General features: G+C 58.5%; 18 protein-coding genes and 1 pseudogene. 7 read left to right on the top strand and 12 right to left on the bottom strand.

Annotated features, from left to right (window positions below; translation table 11 throughout):
- Window positions 1–150 precede the first annotated feature (150 nt).
- Both QMK55_RS20355 and QMK55_RS20360 read right to left on the bottom strand, forming a co-directional pair.
- A complete protein-coding gene (locus QMK55_RS20355) occupies window positions 151–456 on the bottom strand; it encodes a PepSY domain-containing protein (protein ID WP_007963131.1) in 306 nt (101 codons plus the stop codon).
- A gap of 151 nt (window positions 457–607) precedes the next feature.
- The gene (locus QMK55_RS20360; protein ID WP_320329855.1) at window positions 608–1,735 is read right to left on the bottom strand and encodes a glycerophosphodiester phosphodiesterase; all 1,128 of its coding nucleotides are present in this window, start codon (window positions 1,733–1,735) and stop codon (window positions 608–610) included.
- Window positions 1,736–1,957: 222 nt separating this feature from the next.
- Here QMK55_RS20360 and QMK55_RS20365 point away from each other — a divergent pair, with 222 nt between their 5' ends.
- A complete protein-coding gene (locus QMK55_RS20365; protein WP_320329856.1) occupies window positions 1,958–2,281 on the top strand; it encodes a DUF2025 family protein in 324 nt (107 codons plus the stop codon).
- Window positions 2,282–2,461: 180 nt separating this feature from the next.
- Here QMK55_RS20365 and QMK55_RS20370 read toward each other — a convergent pair whose 3' ends face one another.
- Complete coding sequence (locus QMK55_RS20370) at window positions 2,462–2,776, bottom strand: antibiotic biosynthesis monooxygenase family protein (RefSeq protein ID WP_102354254.1); 315 nt, start codon at window positions 2,774–2,776, stop codon at window positions 2,462–2,464.
- Entirely contained in the window at window positions 2,773–3,474 is a 702-nt protein-coding gene (locus tag QMK55_RS20375) for a CTP synthase (protein WP_320329857.1), read from the bottom strand. Before QMK55_RS20375 ends, QMK55_RS20370 begins: the two co-directional genes overlap by 4 nt.
- 140 nt (window positions 3,475–3,614) lie before the next feature.
- Here QMK55_RS20375 and QMK55_RS20380 point away from each other — a divergent pair, with 140 nt between their 5' ends.
- Window positions 3,615–4,556 (top strand): LysR family transcriptional regulator, encoded by a 942-nt coding sequence (locus tag QMK55_RS20380; RefSeq protein ID WP_102354311.1) that lies wholly within the window; start codon window positions 3,615–3,617, stop codon window positions 4,554–4,556.
- Here QMK55_RS20380 and QMK55_RS20385 read toward each other — a convergent pair whose 3' ends face one another.
- The 3 genes from QMK55_RS20385 to QMK55_RS20395 all read right to left on the bottom strand — a co-directional run bounded on the left by QMK55_RS20385 (window position 4,557) and on the right by QMK55_RS20395 (window position 7,254).
- A complete protein-coding gene (locus QMK55_RS20385; RefSeq protein WP_025112881.1) occupies window positions 4,557–5,090 on the bottom strand; it encodes a DUF1003 domain-containing protein in 534 nt (177 codons plus the stop codon).
- A gap of 326 nt (window positions 5,091–5,416) precedes the next feature.
- A complete protein-coding gene (locus QMK55_RS20390; RefSeq protein WP_413787277.1) occupies window positions 5,417–6,511 on the bottom strand; it encodes a diguanylate cyclase in 1,095 nt (364 codons plus the stop codon).
- Between the two features lie 134 nt (window positions 6,512–6,645).
- On the bottom strand, window positions 6,646–7,254 hold the full coding sequence (locus tag QMK55_RS20395; protein ID WP_102354251.1) for a TetR/AcrR family transcriptional regulator: 609 nt from the start codon (window positions 7,252–7,254) through the stop codon (window positions 6,646–6,648).
- A gap of 216 nt (window positions 7,255–7,470) precedes the next feature.
- Between QMK55_RS20395 and QMK55_RS20400 the strand changes: the two genes are divergently transcribed.
- Window positions 7,471–8,526 carry an MBL fold metallo-hydrolase gene (locus QMK55_RS20400; protein ID WP_320329858.1) on the top strand — a complete coding sequence of 352 codons (1,056 nt, stop codon included), beginning with the start codon at window positions 7,471–7,473 and terminating at the stop codon, window positions 8,524–8,526.
- An 11-nt stretch (window positions 8,527–8,537) separates the two neighbouring features.
- On the opposite strand, the pseudogene QMK55_RS20405 reads toward QMK55_RS20400, so the two are convergent.
- The 3 genes and pseudogenes from QMK55_RS20405 to QMK55_RS20415 all read right to left on the bottom strand — a co-directional run.
- Window positions 8,538–8,657: pseudogene (locus tag QMK55_RS20405) on the bottom strand (transcriptional regulator); the annotation flags it as partial.
- Window positions 8,647–8,946 carry an XRE family transcriptional regulator gene (locus tag QMK55_RS20410; protein WP_320329859.1) on the bottom strand — a complete coding sequence of 100 codons (300 nt, stop codon included), beginning with the start codon at window positions 8,944–8,946 and terminating at the stop codon, window positions 8,647–8,649. The pseudogene QMK55_RS20405 and the gene QMK55_RS20410, both read right to left, overlap by 11 nt.
- Window positions 8,947–9,039: 93 nt before the next feature.
- Entirely contained in the window at window positions 9,040–9,807 is a 768-nt protein-coding gene (locus tag QMK55_RS20415; protein WP_320329860.1) for a helix-turn-helix transcriptional regulator, read from the bottom strand.
- Between the two features lie 112 nt (window positions 9,808–9,919).
- Between QMK55_RS20415 and QMK55_RS20420 the strand changes: the two genes are divergently transcribed.
- The 4 genes from QMK55_RS20420 to QMK55_RS20435 all read left to right on the top strand — a co-directional run bounded on the left by QMK55_RS20420 (window position 9,920) and on the right by QMK55_RS20435 (window position 14,049).
- On the top strand, window positions 9,920–10,735 hold the full coding sequence (locus QMK55_RS20420) for a sulfite exporter TauE/SafE family protein (protein ID WP_102354247.1): 816 nt from the start codon (window positions 9,920–9,922) through the stop codon (window positions 10,733–10,735).
- 89 nt (window positions 10,736–10,824) lie between these two features.
- Window positions 10,825–11,970, top strand: coding sequence for a hypothetical protein (locus QMK55_RS20425; protein WP_102354246.1), 1,146 nt, complete (start codon window positions 10,825–10,827; stop codon window positions 11,968–11,970).
- 82 nt (window positions 11,971–12,052) lie between these two features.
- A complete protein-coding gene (locus QMK55_RS20430) occupies window positions 12,053–12,772 on the top strand; it encodes a DUF6933 domain-containing protein (protein ID WP_320329861.1) in 720 nt (239 codons plus the stop codon).
- An 86-nt stretch (window positions 12,773–12,858) separates the two neighbouring features.
- The gene (locus QMK55_RS20435) at window positions 12,859–14,049 is read left to right on the top strand and encodes a hypothetical protein (RefSeq protein WP_320329862.1); all 1,191 of its coding nucleotides are present in this window, start codon (window positions 12,859–12,861) and stop codon (window positions 14,047–14,049) included.
- Window positions 14,050–14,052: 3 nt separating this feature from the next.
- Here QMK55_RS20435 and QMK55_RS20440 read toward each other — a convergent pair whose 3' ends face one another.
- Together QMK55_RS20440 and QMK55_RS20445 are read right to left on the bottom strand one after the other, a co-directional pair.
- Window positions 14,053–15,039: a hypothetical protein gene (locus QMK55_RS20440; RefSeq protein ID WP_320329863.1), complete on the bottom strand. Its 987-nt coding sequence runs from the start codon at window positions 15,037–15,039 to the stop codon at window positions 14,053–14,055.
- 57 nt (window positions 15,040–15,096) lie between these two features.
- Complete coding sequence (locus QMK55_RS20445) at window positions 15,097–15,429, bottom strand: hypothetical protein (protein ID WP_320329864.1); 333 nt, start codon at window positions 15,427–15,429, stop codon at window positions 15,097–15,099.
- Window positions 15,430–15,555 lie beyond the last annotated feature (126 nt).

A 15,555-nucleotide genomic window follows, 5' to 3' on the forward strand; every position in this document is an offset into this window, starting at 1 on the left:
CTCGTCTGCTGTCGTTGATCGATCTGCGGCCATGCTAGCGGGCTGCCGGGGGCTTGGCGCGCATTGATTACGTGACTGAAGCGATTAGCCTGAGGCCAGACGCAAAAAAGCCGCACGATCGTTCGATCGTGCGGCTTTTTTGGCGTTGTATCAGGTGTCTTGCTTGTTGCTCAGCACCTTGCCGGTGGTGGCATCGAAGTCCACGTCGAACTCTTTGCCATCGGCGGTTTTCAGCTCGACTTCGTACTCGTAACCGTTGAAGTGGTTGTCCAGGTCGGTGTCGGTGATGGTCGCACCCGGGTGCAGTTTCAGCGCCTCGGCGTTCATCGACTCCAGCGACTTGATCTTGCCTTCCTTCACCAGTTGCGGGATCTGGTCGACGCGGACGTCAGCCTGGGCCAGGCCAGCGGTCAGCGTCAGGGCAGCGGCGGTAAACAGGGCAGTCAAAGTTTTCATGAGTTCGATCCTTGGTTTGCTTAAGTGCGTGTTCTGTTGAAGTGGGCTCAGGTTAACCACCACAACTTAATTCACCCTTAAAACCCCCCATCGCGTGCAGCACTCTTGTAGGAGTGAGCCTGCTCGCGATGCGGACCACCCGGTTTACCGATCAGAACCCGTTGTTCTTCAACACCTGATCAACACTGGCACTGGCCGGGCGCTTGTAGAACTTCAACAGTTCGCTGGCGCGGTTGGTGAAGATGCCATCGACACCCGCCGCCATGACTTTCTCGAAGTCCACCGGCTCATCGACGGTATACACGTGCACCAGCATGCCCTGATCGTGGGTGTACTGGTTCATCCACGGTTGCACCAGGTCCGAATAGCTCTGGTCGCCGCCCTTGGTCAGCTTGGCCGAAGGGCCGGTGCCGATGGCGCCCTGAGCCTTGGCGAAATCAACCCACTGTTTGAACTCGGCTTCGGACTTCGGCTCCTGCTTGCCGTAGAACACGTTCTTGTCTTTTTCGCCGGACTCGGCAAAGGTCACTGCCGATTTCGGCTCGATGCTGCTTTCGCCGACCCACAGCAGCAGGATCTTCGGCACCTGTGGCATTTCCTTTTGCAGCAGTACGAGGCTGTTCTTCTCGAAGGTCTGCAGGATCACCTTGCCTTTGCCCTGACCGACGCCCAGCTCGCTTTTGGCCAGTTTCGACCCGGCCGGGCTCAGCCAGCCGCGATCCTGCAGTTTCTCTTTCAGGTCATGCTCGATCCCGGGGAACAGCTGCGGCTCCTTGGTTTCGATGTACAGGCCCGGCTTGTGTTTCGGGTTGGCCCGGGCAATGTCGATGATTTCGTCCAGGGTCAGGATTTTCAGCCCGGCGTAGGTCGGGCGCGCGCGATCCGGGTAAGCCTTGTTGTACCAGCTGCCGGCGTCGAGGGTTTTCAGTTCGGCCATGGTGAAGGCAGTGGCCGGGCTGTCCTTGCGCTCCGGGAATTTAGTCGCAACGTCGGTGGTGCGTTGCAGGTTGTTGTCGTGCAGGGCGAACAGCACGCCATCCTTGCTGCGCTGCAAGTCCATTTCCAGGTAATCGGCGCCGAGGTCGCGGGCCAGCCGGTAGGAGGCGGCGGTGGATTCCGGTGCATCAAAGGACGCGCCACGGTGGGCGATCACCGCCGGATGCGGGATGCCATGGGCGGCGGCCAGTGCATCGATGTTGGTCTGGGCAGCGGCGTGGGCCTGGCCGAGACCGAGCATCAGGCTCAGCATGAGGGCGCTTTTGGTGAAAGTGGCGAGCATGTTCGAGTTCCTTTCGCAGGGCTTTTTCAAAGACGTACCTTTTAACAACTGAATCGATTGCTTGCTATCGCCAGACCGACATAAACGTATTTAAAGCGATTTTTCCTGCACTTTTGTGGCGCTGTTTGCAGTACGCTTGCCCGAGGCAGACGCCCCGGCAGAGGGCGCGCCGATTGTTTTGCCCTGCGTGTAAACCATCGATGATTTTTTGTGAGGTTTACCATGCGCATCACTTCCCAACTCATCTGCCAGGCCGCCGACGACCTCAAGGGCTTTGTCGGCCTCAATCGCAAGACCGGCCAGTACATCGTGCGTTTCAGCGAAGATTCGTTCGGTATGGACGTGGCCGATGACGGCATCATTCCCACCAGCGAGTTTGTCTGGGCGGTCTCTGATACGACCATGAGCTTGAAGCGCGAGCTGATTCAGTTGCTGCTGGATCAGAACATCGATGACCGGATCAACATCAGCGAGCCGTTGCGGGTTTATATGAGCAAGGTTGAGGTGCCGGAGATTGTGGCGGTGCGCAGTCTGGTGAAAGGCTGAGATTATGCGCTGACTGTGAAGACCTCTTCGCGAGTAAGCCCGCTCCCACAGGGTATGCGTTGTGCAGAAAATCACACTGGCTTGCCAGTGATGAGGCCGCAACACCCAACGCACTGCCCAAACGCCGTACCTGTGGGAGCGGGCTTGCTCGCGAAGAGGCCAGTCGGTACGCCGCAGTCATCACTGCCCAAACCGATACTCCCGCTCCACCCGACACACCCGCGTCTGAAACTTCGAATACCACTGCGCCCGTCCTCGCGCCTGAATCACCCGGTGCTCGGGATGCTCGCGCCAGGCCAGAATCGCCGCCTCGCTCTCCCAGTAGGAAATGGTGATCCCGACTCCGTCCTCGCCCCTGAGCGAATCCACGCCGAGGTACCCCGGCTGCTGCACCACCAGTTCCATCATCCGCTCGGCTGCTGCTGCGTAGCCGTTGTCACCCTCGGTGCGGGTCGAGGTGAAAATCACCGCGAAGCACGGCTCACTCGGCTTCATTGACGTTGCTCCGCACACGCTTCGACGAACGCCCGCACCAGCGGCGGCACCTGACCCTTGAGCGCCGCACGTTCCGGCTGAAACAGTGTCGCGACAAAAAACACATGGTCGGTCAATTCGATTGCGCGCAAATCGCCCGCCGAATCGTGGCCGACAGCGTGTAGCCGATGGGTCAGCAACTCTCGTTCGAACTGCGGATTCACACCGAAGCGGCAGCGATAGCCTTCATGAATCTCCGACGTTTCGTACGCCTTGGCGATTAGCGAACCGGCGACCAGATGAATGCTGTCCACCGCTTCCACCAGGGAACAGGTCAGCGGCGTGAGCACTGCTCGCTGCGAATCGGGTGACGTCTCGCCATGTTCGGCATCGACCCAGCCCAGCACATTGCGCGAAAACTCCAGCACCGCATGCTGAAAACCACCGCAGGTGCCGAGGAAAGGGCGCTGTTGTTCGCGGGCAAAACGAATCGCCCGCAAGGCGCCTGCTTCGCTTTTGTAGGGGCTGGCCGGGACGCACCAGAAACCGTCAAAGTGATCCAGCGCAGTGTCGGCGTGGATCTGCTCGGTGGGCAGCCATTCGAATTGCACATTGTGGCCGGACTGCTCGGCGATCATGCCAAGGGCAACGGGGATCGCCTGGTGTGCGGTGACTTGCGGGTCGTAATCGCCGATCAGGGCGATGGAAATGGCGTCCATGGGATTTCCTTGATTTCAGTGAGTGATGAAGCTCTGTGGTGAGGGGATTTATCCTCGACGGGGCGCGAAGCGGCCCTCAAACAAGGCCTGCTGCGCAGTCCATCGGCGATGAATCCCCTCGCCACAGTGAATGTGTGCAGTTGTCGATCACCGGGGCTCACTATAGATTGGCGTTCACGCACTCAATATTGGCGTTTCCCCAAGTGATCAATGCAGCGACGCACTATCGACTCGACTACCCGGATCTGGCGCTGATTCTCGCTCTGGTGCGCGGAGGCTCTCTGGCTCGGGCTTCGCAGTTGCTCAGGGTAGACGTGTCGACGGTGTTTCGCGCGGTGCGGCGGCTGGAGTCAGCGCTGGGTCAGCAATTGTTCGAAAAGAGCCGCGCCGGTTACCTGCCGACCACACTCGCGCAGACCCTGGCCGAGCAGGCTGAGCGTGCCGAACAGGCACTGGAAGCGGCGCGCATCGGCGTCGAGCAGGGTGGGGAAGTGGTCAGCGGCACGGTGCGCCTGACCTGTACCGATTCGGTGCTGCAAGGCCTGCTGTTACCGGCGCTGGCGCAGTTCATGCCGAATTACCCGGCGCTGACCATTGAACTCAGCACCTCCAACGATTTCGCCAACCTCAGCCGGCGCGATGCCGACATCGCCCTGCGCCTGACGCGCACGCCGCCCGAGCATCTGGTCGGACGGCAACTGGCGAAGATTTCCTACCGGGTCTGTGCCAGTGCGCGTTATCTGCAAAACGTTGATGCATCGGATCTGGCGGCACTGACCTGGATCGCCCCGGATGAGTTTCTGCCGGATCACCCGACCGTCGCCTGGCGCCGTCAGCAGTTGCCCGGCGTGACCCCGAGTTATCGCTGCAACAGCATGCTTTCGGTGACTGAGCTGGTGCGCGGAGGACTCGGCGTGGCGGCGTTGCCGGACTTTCTGATCAGCGAAGGTTTGCAGGCCCTCAGCGAACCGCTGCACGGCTACGACACCGCGCTGTGGCTGCTGACCCGCCCGGACTGCCGGGCGTTGCGCTCGGTGGTCACGTTGTTCGACGAACTGGGGCGGGCGCTGCGTTTGCCGTGATCAGGGCTGTCGGGTCTGGCACATGTGCTCGTGCAATTCGCGCGTCAAACCCTCGATGCGTTCGGTCAGGCTCTTGGTCATTTCGGTGAGGCGGGTGTTCTGCTCCAGCAGTTCCAGCAATTGCGTGGTGTTCTTCGCCGCTTGCGCCTGACGCTCGCTGTTGGCCGTCGCCAGCGCTTCACGGTGTTGTGCGTCGGCATCGGCTTGCGCCTTGTCCCGCGCGGCCTGGCGGGTTTGTGCCAGCAGGATCAGCGGCGCGGCGTAGGCCGATTGCAGGCTGAACGCGAGGTTCAGCAGAATGAACGGGTATACGTCGAAAGTGGTGATGCCCGTCACGTTGAGTAAAACCCACAACAGCACAATCAGGGTTTGCGCGCCAAGAAACGTTGGCGTGCCGAAGAAGCGCGCGAATGCCTCGGCGCGCAGGGCGAACTTGTCATCGCCGAACGTGGTGTTGAGGTGAGCGTGGGGACGATGGAAGCGCAAGTGATCGACGGGGGCTGTGGCGGGTGTTTCGGGTTTTTCTGTGGTCATGATGGACTCGGCGGGACTTGGGACTGAAGGTCACTATAGTCCTGCATTGCGGCTCATGGCCCTTTCGTGAGCAGGCTCGCTCGCACCTTGGAATGCATTTTCCTGTGGGAGCGGGCTTGCTCGCGAAGGCCGCGACGCGGTTTAACGGCCCGGCATATCCATTACCCAGGCGCCCGCTCATTGGCAAACCTGCTCACTGCCTGCACCGCTTCACTGGCGCCATCGCGGATCTGCAGAATCACGCTGTGGGCCCGCGATCAAGATCGAACTCGATCACGGCCACGGAGCGGTCGGTCCCTTCACGCGCCAACATGGTTACAGGTTTTTCAAAGACTGAATTGGCTGGCGTCGTTTGAACTCGGACGACCCAGCGCTACGCTGATCGTGTTGCGCCCCGTGTGTTTGGCGGTATAGAGCGCCTTGTCGGCGTCATCCAGCCAGGCGATCGCATCGCTGTATGACGGCTGAAAGCGCGCCAGGCCAATACTCAGGCTGACCCGCAGGTCCGGCACATCGGGATGGTGGTACTGCTGCAACGCCTGACGCAGGTGCTCCATCCGTGCTTCGGCCTTGTGCAATGGCTGATCGGGCAGGATCACGCAGAACTCGTCACCCCCATAGCGGCCTGCCGGTTCACCTTCGGCCAGTTGCTTGAGCGAGCGGGCCAGATGTCGTAGCACCGCGTCGCCAATGATGTGTCCGTAGTTGTCGTTGATGGACTTGAAGTGATCGATGTCGATCAGCGCCAGAATGTCCAGGGTGTGGTTCTGCCGACAGAGCTCGAACTTGCTGTGCAGTAGATCTTTCCACGCTCCATGGTTGAGCAGGCCGGTGAGGCTGTCGGTGCGGCTCAGGTCTCGCAGCGTCCGTTTGTGCTGGGCGAGTTTGATCGCCAGTTGATAAGAGACCAGGCCCAGCGCCAGTGGATACAGGGTGAGCATCGGCAGGCAGGCCCAGACCTGGATCTGCGTCATGGTCAGGCTGAATGTGAAGCCGAACACCGACCAGCCCAGCAGCACGCCGGCGAGTTGGGCGAGGGCGCCGAACAGGAACAGCCGTCGTCCACCGGCGGCGACGTTGTTCATGGTCATCATCGACAGGATGGTCACGGTGGTCAGCGGGTTGAACTGAAAACACGCGGTCCAGAAGCCACCGCACAACGAGTCGTACAACAGGTTGCGACGTTCGGCGTGGTAGGGAAAGGTCGAGTGCGTTGACACCTGATAAGCCAGATGTGGCCAGACAAAACCGTTGAACACCAGCAACGCCCTGAGCCAGGACGGCATATTCAACGGATACAGTGCTGCCGCGACGCTGAAAAAGCCGACGCCCAGACCAATGACCCTTGGCAGGTAGATACGTCTGGCGAATGACAAGCCTTTGCCGCGTTGGTTTTCCATGATGTCCTGCGCCAGATTCATCCTGAAATACTTTGCAGTATTTTTTTCAGGTCGACCGTCCGTCGGTCAATTGCGGACATTGTCATTTATTCCAGCAGCAATCATCAGTGTCCTTTCGAGCCATTTAATCGTGGCGGGCGCAGGAGAGAGACGGTTTAGAGCTGGTATCGCGCCAGAAACATCTCCAGTGCCGACTCGGCCACAGCTTTCTGGGTTGCCGCATCCAGTGGCGGCTGGCCCATGGAAATCTGCGGCCAGAAACCGAACGACTTCAACAGGCCCTGCACCTGCTGCGCGGCGAATTCCGCATCCACGGCTTTCAGCCGACCATCGGCCAGTGCGGCGCGAATCCACACTGTCAGACCTTCTTCCCGCTCGCCCATGCGCGCCACCATGTCTTGCGCGCGCTCCGGGGAATGGATCGTGGCGGCAATCGCTACCCGGGCCAGACCGAGAAAATTGTCATCGGCCATCATCTGCAGTTTAGCCAACAACATTTGCTGCAGTTGCTCGCGCAGCGGCTGATCCGCGCGATAAGCCACGGCCTGCTCGGCGGTGATGCGTGCCCAGAGTTGGTTGAGAATTTCGGCGAACAGCTCTTCCTTGCTGGGGAAATGGTTGTACACCGTGCGCTTTGACACCCCGGCGGTGGCCGCGATCTTGTCCATGCTGGTGATCTCGAAACCGTTGGCCCGGAATTCGGCAATCGCCGCCTGAATGATGGCTTCGCGTTTGCGGTCGGTAAGGCGCTTTGGAGCTGTCATAAGTACGCTTCGGCAGGAAAAAGGTGAAATTACACTTGGCAGTTTACTTGTCATCGCGTTTCATGCAACCTAGAAACTACACCGCCCAGTGTAATGTTGCGTTAATCCGCGCAACCTAAAAACCAGAAAGTTCGGCTGATGCGTGCGTGCCTTGGCCATTTATCGTCCCACCGTGAAAAACCGTGAATTGCGCGGTTTTTCTGGAGTCATTCAGTCATGGCCAATCCAGTGTTCTCTGCGGATCAAACTTCCACGCCTGAAGCCTCTCGCCAGGATCAAGGGCTATTCCGTAACCATGCGCCGGCGCAGCGCGAAGGCTTTCGCAAAATGCTGCGGATCATGTGGAACATGATCTTCCACAAACCGCGCAATACCCGACCGGCCGCCGCTATCCCGGTGCAACCGTTGACGCGTGAGGACCTTCTGGCTGCGCCCAACCACAGCGTCTATCGCCTCGGGCACTCGACTCTGTTGCTGAAGCTGCGCGACAAATTCTGGATCACCGATCCGGTCTTCGCCGAGCGCGCCTCGCCGGTGCAGTGGGCCGGCCCGAAGCGCTTCCACCAGCCACCGATCAGCATCGACCAGTTGCCGCCGATTGAAGCGGTGATCCTGTCGCATAACCACTACGACCACCTCGATTACGAGGCGGTGCTGAAACTGGCGGCCAAGACCAACTACTTCCTGACCCCACTGGGCGTCGGCGACACCTTGATCAAATGGGGCATCGATGCCAGCAAAGTCCGCCAGTACGACTGGTGGCAGGGCACCGAAATCGCCGGCATCCGCTTCGTCGCCACCCCGTCGCAGCACTTCTCCGGCCGTGGCCTGTTTGACGGCAACAGCACCCTGTGGGCCTCGTGGGTGATGATCGACGGCGACACACGGATCTTCTTCAGCGGTGACAGCGGCTACTTCGACGGTTTCAAACACATCGGCGAACAGTACGGTCCGTTCGACCTGACCCTGATGGAAACCGGCGCCTACAACGTCGAGTGGCCACACGTACACATGCAACCGGAAGAAACCCTGCAAGCCCACATCGACCTCAAGGGCCGCTGGCTATTCCCGATCCACAACGGCACGTTCGACCTGGCGATGCACGCCTGGCATGAACCGTTTGACCGGATTCTGGCGCTGGCGTGGGAGCGCAGTGTTTCGATTACTACGCCGCAGATGGGGGAGGCGTTCAACCTGATGCAGCCGCAACGTGGTGAAGCGTGGTGGTTGGCGGTCGAAGGGGAGAGTGAAGGGGTGGTGCAGAACGCTTAACGAATTTCAGGTTAAGCGAACACCACTTCAATTCGGCCCTCCTTCCGTGATCGGGGGGCCGCTTTCACAACGATCTGCACGTCTCGTCCAAGATGGGAGAGGCACTCCATCATCTTGGCTTCACTGATGCCCCAGTGACTCCGACGCTGAGTTCATGGCACTCACCGATCGCCCCGGCGCAAACCCGGGAAAGAACACCAGCCCCTGCGCCTCAAACCGATAAGCCAGCGCCAGCCGTGCCGCATCCGCCACGTCCTGTTGCGCTTCAAACCGCTGAATGTTTTCCACGGCAACCTCCGCCTCGCGCGACAGCTGCTCCACGCTCCAGCCCAGCATCGCTCGGGCCTGGACGCAATGCGTCGGGGTGAACTGGAAAAGGGCAATGCGTTCTAGGATGTGGTTCATCGCAAGAGAGGCCATGGTGTGCTCCGGGCTCAAGAGTGCTGATTGAAAATGTACTGTGTTTTTGTACAGTTGTTTTCGGCCGGGATCAAACGCATTTTTTGATTTGCCCTAGTTCGCCGCCTCCAACCAGACGGACGGTGCCTGCCCGAGGATGCGCCGGAACATCGTCGAGAACGCCGCCGGGCTCTCATAACCGAAGTCCAGGGCGATCCGCGTCACTGCGTCACCGGCCGCCAGCCGCGCCAGCGCCAACACGACGCACGCCTGCTGTCGCCATTGACTGAAGCTCAACCCGGTCTGCTGCCGAAACAGTCTGTTGAAGGTGCGCAAGCTTATGTGCAACTGCTCGGCCCAGTGTTGCGGCGATTGATGGGCGTTCGGTTGATGCAGAAAGGTCTGACACAAAGCCAGGAGCTTTCCGTCAGTCGGCAGCGGAATGTGCAAGGGCAGGGGCGCACTGCGCGCCAGTTCATGCAGCAGCAGGTCGATCAGCACGCCGTCGCGCCCGGCGAGTTCATAGGTCAGCGGCACTTCTACCGCTTCCATCAACAAGTGCCGCATCAACGGCGAAACGCTGGTCACTTGGCAACGCTGCCCCAAGTCGACCACCCCCGGCTCGATGTACAAGCTGCGCGTGCTCACCCCCAGCATCAACACCTCATGCGCCACCCCCGGCGGAATCCACACCGCCCGCTGCGGCGGCACCACCCAGTTGCCGTCAAGGGTGCGGACCTGCATCACCCCGGTCGCGCCGTACAACAGTTGTGCCCGCCGGTGCGTATGAAACGGCAACAGGTGGCCGTGGGAATAATCCGTACCGATCGCCACCACCGGGCGCGGCGTGTCATCCAGCAGATTGATCGAAACATTGCGCATCAAGCGTTTTCCGGTGGTTGGCGTAAACGCAAACATTATTGGCTGATTTACTGAAGCAGGCCAAGCCGCGTCGTTCTATCGTCGACCACTCTCCACCACCGGAAGACGCGCCATGTTCTACCTCCTGCTGACCCTCTTCGGCTGCCTGACCGGCATCACCGCCGTGCTGTTCGGCTTCGGCGGCGGCTTCGTCGTGGTACCGCTGCTGTATCGCATGCTCACCGCGAGCCACGGCGCCGACGACCCGATCAGCCAGTCGGCAATGCACATCGCCGTCGCCACCTCGACCTGCGTGATGATCGTCAACGCCCTGATCGCCACCGACAAACACCGCCGCGCCGGCAATCTCATTCGTCATTACCTGTGGCCGTTGGGAGGGTTCATCGGGTTGGGTGCAATCGTGGGGGCAATGGCGGCTGTGTGGGTCAGCGGCGAAGTGATTCGCTACGCATTCATCGGCTACCTCGGCGTGACCATCGTCGACTGCCTGCTCAGACGAGGATTTCTCACTCAGAACCTAGACGTCATTCCACGCCGACTTGGCGCTACGGAAACTTCCGCAGGTGGTGTAGGCATCGGCGCCATCGCGACGTTTCTTGGTGTAGGAGGCAGCGTCATGACCGTGCCGTTGTTGCGCCGTTGCGGTCTGAGCATGTCGCAAGCGACGTCCATGGCCAATCCGCTAAGCGTGCCGGTGGCAGTTGCGGGGACGCTGACGTACATGGCGCTTGCCGGGTTCAGTCAGGCAGAGTTGGGCGCGTGGTTTGTCGGGTATGTGGATTTGCTGGCGTTTGCGGTGCTGACGGTTGGCTCGCTCATCGGGATTCGATTGGCCGCGCCATGGATTGGGCGGATACCGGATCGGGTGCATGCGCGTGTGTACATCGGGCTGTTGCTGATGGTGATGATCAGCATGTGTTTGAGTTGAAGGCGACAGCGCTCGATTCCCCCGCGTAACCTCGACATAATCCGCAACGTTTTCTCGTGGGCAAAAGCCCAGTCACTCAAGGATGAAAGATGTATCGCGGACTGTTGCGAATCTCCGGCATGTTGATGCTCATCGGTTTAGTGCTCTCAACCCGGATATGGGCCGACGACAACAAGCATGTGTATACCGGCACCCTGGGCAAAGCCGCGATCGTTGTGGAAATCGACACTCGCTACAGCGAGGGTCGTTACTTCTACAAAAAATACCGAAAAGACTTGGCGCTGGACATCAGCAAAGAAGACGATGCGCTGGTGATGGCCGAAGGCGCGGCGATGGATGGCCATTCGCGCCCGACTCTGCGCTTGCAGCCAAAACTCGACGGCTGGAGCGGCGAATGGAGCAGCCCGGACGGGAAGATCCTGAAGGTCGAATTGCAGCCCGCCAAGCTCCCCGATGTTCCCGCCGGTGCCTTGCCGTATTTCACCGAACTGCATGACAAGAACCCGTACGAGTACCTACGGTTGCAGGGTCTGCAACTTGTAAAAGGCAAAACCGAAACATTAATGGGCTACACGGTGCAATGGTGGAGCGAGGCGAAGTCGGGGGCTTCGCTGTTTGAAGTGGTATCGGGTTATTCGCCGCAAGCGCGGGAGCGCATCAATCAATATTTGATGGCACGCTTGTGGGGCGAGGTGGACGCACACTTCAGCTGTGCGGGGAGTTACTCGCAATCCAGTCAGCCGCTATGGTTGTCGTCTTCGGTGATGAGTGCGCGCATTGCTACCGAATATTATTGTGGCGGTGCCTATCCGGATCAAAACAATGAATCGCTCAACTTTGATACGCAAACAGGGAAGTTGCTGACCCTTGAGGATGTTCTGTGGGTGGGGCAGGGCAGGCCCTTTCATTATCTGGAGGGATTGGAAGGCGCCTCTACTGTGTCCTCCGCTGACTATTACAACTACCGCTCCAAAGAATTCGCACCCTGGCTCGTCGCGCAGCTCTTAAAGCTTTATTCCAGGGAAATGACCGTCGTCGCGGAAGGCGAAAACGAATGCGGGTACGACGAGCAAGAACCCTGGGCATTCCCATCCTGGTACTTCAGCGAAAACGGCATCACCTTCACGCCGTCGTATCCACATGTCGCCGCCGTGTGCGGATACGTCGAGTGGGGCGTGCTGCCTTATGACCTGATCAAACAGCATCCCGGCGGCGTTCCATTGCAATTGCCTTGATTCGCGCGTCGAAGGGGGTTGGAATCAGTCAGCGTGTTCGCAAGAATATGTTTCTTTTCTGTAGAAATCACATGGGGCCTACATGCTGATCTTTAACTGCACCGAAGCCGCCAGCAAGTTCTTCAGCCGTGTCCACAAGGGCAAAAAGATCACACCGGTGGATGCTAAACCGCTGTCCGCAATCATTGAAGATGATGAGCTAAGCGGCGCTGACGAGCAGTGGCTGGTGCACGCGATAACGGTACAACGCAAGCATGTGTTGCTGGTCATTCACGTCCAGACCCGCTATTGCCTGATTTTCGCTGATGCGAAAAAGGCTGACACAGAAGACTTTGTTGATCGATTTGTGGATCGTTGGGTCAAGGGGATAGTGATCAATGCCCATCATCATGACCTCGGGCAGTGGCTTAACCCGGAGTTGATGTTGGCGCGGCTGAAACAGACTTGTGAGCATCAACGGTTCTATCGGCGTAGTCATCGCAGCGCGCAAAAACACATTGATGAGATTGCATGGATTTTCCAAGACAAGGTCGCTCATACGGGATCTTTGCCACCGGATGAAATCACAGCGATGGTATTTGACGAGCAAATGAATGACACGCCGAGGAACAGCAAGGGCGCCAAGTCTTACTATTTTCCGAATGAGGAAATGGCGCTTCACTGGCTGCGTCATTACTGCTTTCTTGATGACGTCCAGCTTCATGCTGCCAAGGAGCGTCGCCAACAAATGGTTCGGGAAATTGCGGCCCTCGAGCGCAAAGCCTGGCTTGAAAAGTACGAGCAAGAAAACTCGAATAGTTAAGCTGCCCCCGCCATAATCCGCAGCGTATTTTTCAGCGCTGGCGCCTGTGTGCCGACGCGACCACCGACTCCTTCAAGGATTGATTCATGCTCAAGGGACTGATGCGCCTGGCGCCATATGCCGCGGCGCTGTTCACACTGATTTCCACCGCCCATGCCGAAGATGGCCGGCGCGTATTTACCGGCACATTGGGCAAGACGGCGATTGTTGTTGAACTCAACACCACACAGCAGGACGAAGTCACCGGCCGCTATTTCTACGAGAAATATCACCGTGACCTAGCCCTCAGCGGCTCGCTACAAGACAGCACGTTGAACCTCGTCGAAGGCAATAACCGCTACGGTGACGACAAGCCGCTGCCAACCTTGAAGCTGGAAGAAACCGGCAGCGGCTGGCAGGGCGAATGGCAAAGTCCGCAGGGCAAAAAGCTGCCGGTGAAACTCACCGAGGCCAGACTTCCCGCGCCCACCTCAGCAACTTTACCTTTCATTGCCGCACTGCCATACGGCGAGCCTTACGAGTATTTGCGCCTGCAGGGGCTGAAGCTCAAACCGGCGAAGAAAGAAAACTTCATGGGCTATGACCTGCAATGGTGGACGGAGCCTGAGACAAAGATTTCGCTGTTCAGCGTGGAGTCCGGATTGTCGAAAGATGATCAGCAACGGGTTAACCAGCAGTTGCTCGGGCGTCTCTGGAATGAAGTCATCAGCTATCACGGCTGCCAATTACAGGGTGGGGAGAACGTGGAGTTCATGCAGCAGGCAGAACCGAAAATGATCTCGCCAGCCGTGGTCAGCCTGAACATCTCGACCAGCTATTACTGCGGCGGCGCGCATCCTGATTTTGGCGATTCACCCCTCAACATTGATGTAAAAACCGGTCACCCATTGTCACTCGAAGATGTCTTTTGGGTAGGTAAGGGCACGCCGATTTTGCATGCCGAGCGCGACAGCCTGGGCGACAAACCGCTGAGCGAGGCCGAAAGTAACGCGCGCTATCAGTACGTAAGCAAAGAGTTGGTGCCTTGGGTCATCAAGCAATTCACCGCCCTATACCCCACGGAAATGAAGAAACCGACGGGAAATGACGACTGCAACTTCCAGGATGAGAGCATCTGGGGCACTTCACCTTGGTACTTCACCGAGAAGGGCTTGTACCTCGGCGCCTACTTCGCCCGCGTGCAACGCTCTTGCGACAGTCCTGACTGGTCGATCCTGCCGTACTCCGTCGTCAAACAACACCCCGGCGCCGTCAACCTGCAACTGCCCCAGGGCTAACCGTCACTCCAGACCCGGCGCTTCACGAATAATGAAGTGATCCAGGTTCTCGATATTGGCATTGAAGACCTCGAAAGGCTTTTCGGGGTTCTTCTTGCCGGGCACCTGCTTCAACTCCGGCGTCACCCCATAAAAGAAACAGAACAACGCCTTGTCGCTATCCACCGCGTGCTTGATCTCCTCCAGAAACGCCTTGCGCTTACGGTAGTTGTCGATCAGCTTCTTGTTCAGATAAACACTGACCGGATACGGCTTCTTCTTACTGTCCTCGGGCTTCTTGAACCAGACCTTATCCTCGAAATCGATACGAAAACTGGCACTGTGGAAGTCCTCGATCTTCTTGATCCGCCCCCAGTAAATCAGCCCCTTGTTGTCCGTCAGATACTCGATCTTCTTGAAGAACGAACTGTACGGCGCCGAATGCTCGCCGATCTTCAACGGCATACGCTTGAGCAACTCCTTGTCGGCGAAGTTCGACACAAAACACTCCACGGGATGCGCAAACACACTGGTCTTGTCCGGCGCCGTCTCACGCCCCGGCGACTCTTTAGAACTCACCTGCGCCACCCGCACCGGATCATCCCGCAACACATCCGCCGCCCCCGCAGGCGCAGCAGGCTTGCGCACATACTCACGCCGCGTCAGCAACAACTCCGATGGGAAGTGTTCCTCTTTCCCGTCATCAACCTCGCCATCCACCGTCTCAACACCTGATGCCGACGCCTTCAAACTCACATACGGACAACCCGCCACATGCTGCGTAGTCGGTAGATTCTTGAAGTGCGGCGTGCGCACGTAATTCACATTCTTGGCGTTGAACGTGCCCAACTCGTTGGAGGCATCAAACGCCAAACGACAGGCATCGTTGGGGCACTGGAAGTGTTCCTTCGCGGAGTCGAAGGCAACCGTGTCATCGAAATTGAGATCGCGAACGTCATAGATCGACAACTTGTCGTCGAGGCTGAGGCAGTAGGCGAGATCGAATTTCATGGTGGGGCTCGGATCCTTGAGTGGGGGAGGGGTATTAATAGCGGGAGGCGGCGCGGGTTACCAGTAATGGATCTCGCCACCCAGCATCAACAGAACAGCCATAAAACCGAGATTGCCAAACAGGAAGGGCAGAATGGTAATGACGATTTGAATCACTATCGCGATTTTAAAGCCGACGGACAGGCCATAGCGCTTCCAGTAAATTACATGCAGCACCATCGTCAAAGCGTTGGCCACCCAGACGGCACCGATGGCCATGATTTCGTTTTTTTGGGCGATGCGCAGGGCCATCATTAGCAGGCCGAAAAATACGATGAGGAATGAGACGACCAAGAGTCGTGATGGACCTGATTTGATTGAGTTGGCTGGTGGCATGTGATGTTCGTCCATGTGTGTGCTCGAGAGTGCTCTCGTTCACGGTAAGCGTTGTTCAGCAGCGCACAAAATCGTGGCGAGGGAACTTGCTCCCGCTGGGCTGCGAAGCAGCCCTAAAACCAGCAAATACGGTTAACGAGG

The organism is Pseudomonas sp. P8_229 (assembly GCF_034008635.1).
Classification (GTDB): Bacteria; Pseudomonadota; Gammaproteobacteria; order Pseudomonadales; family Pseudomonadaceae; genus Aquipseudomonas.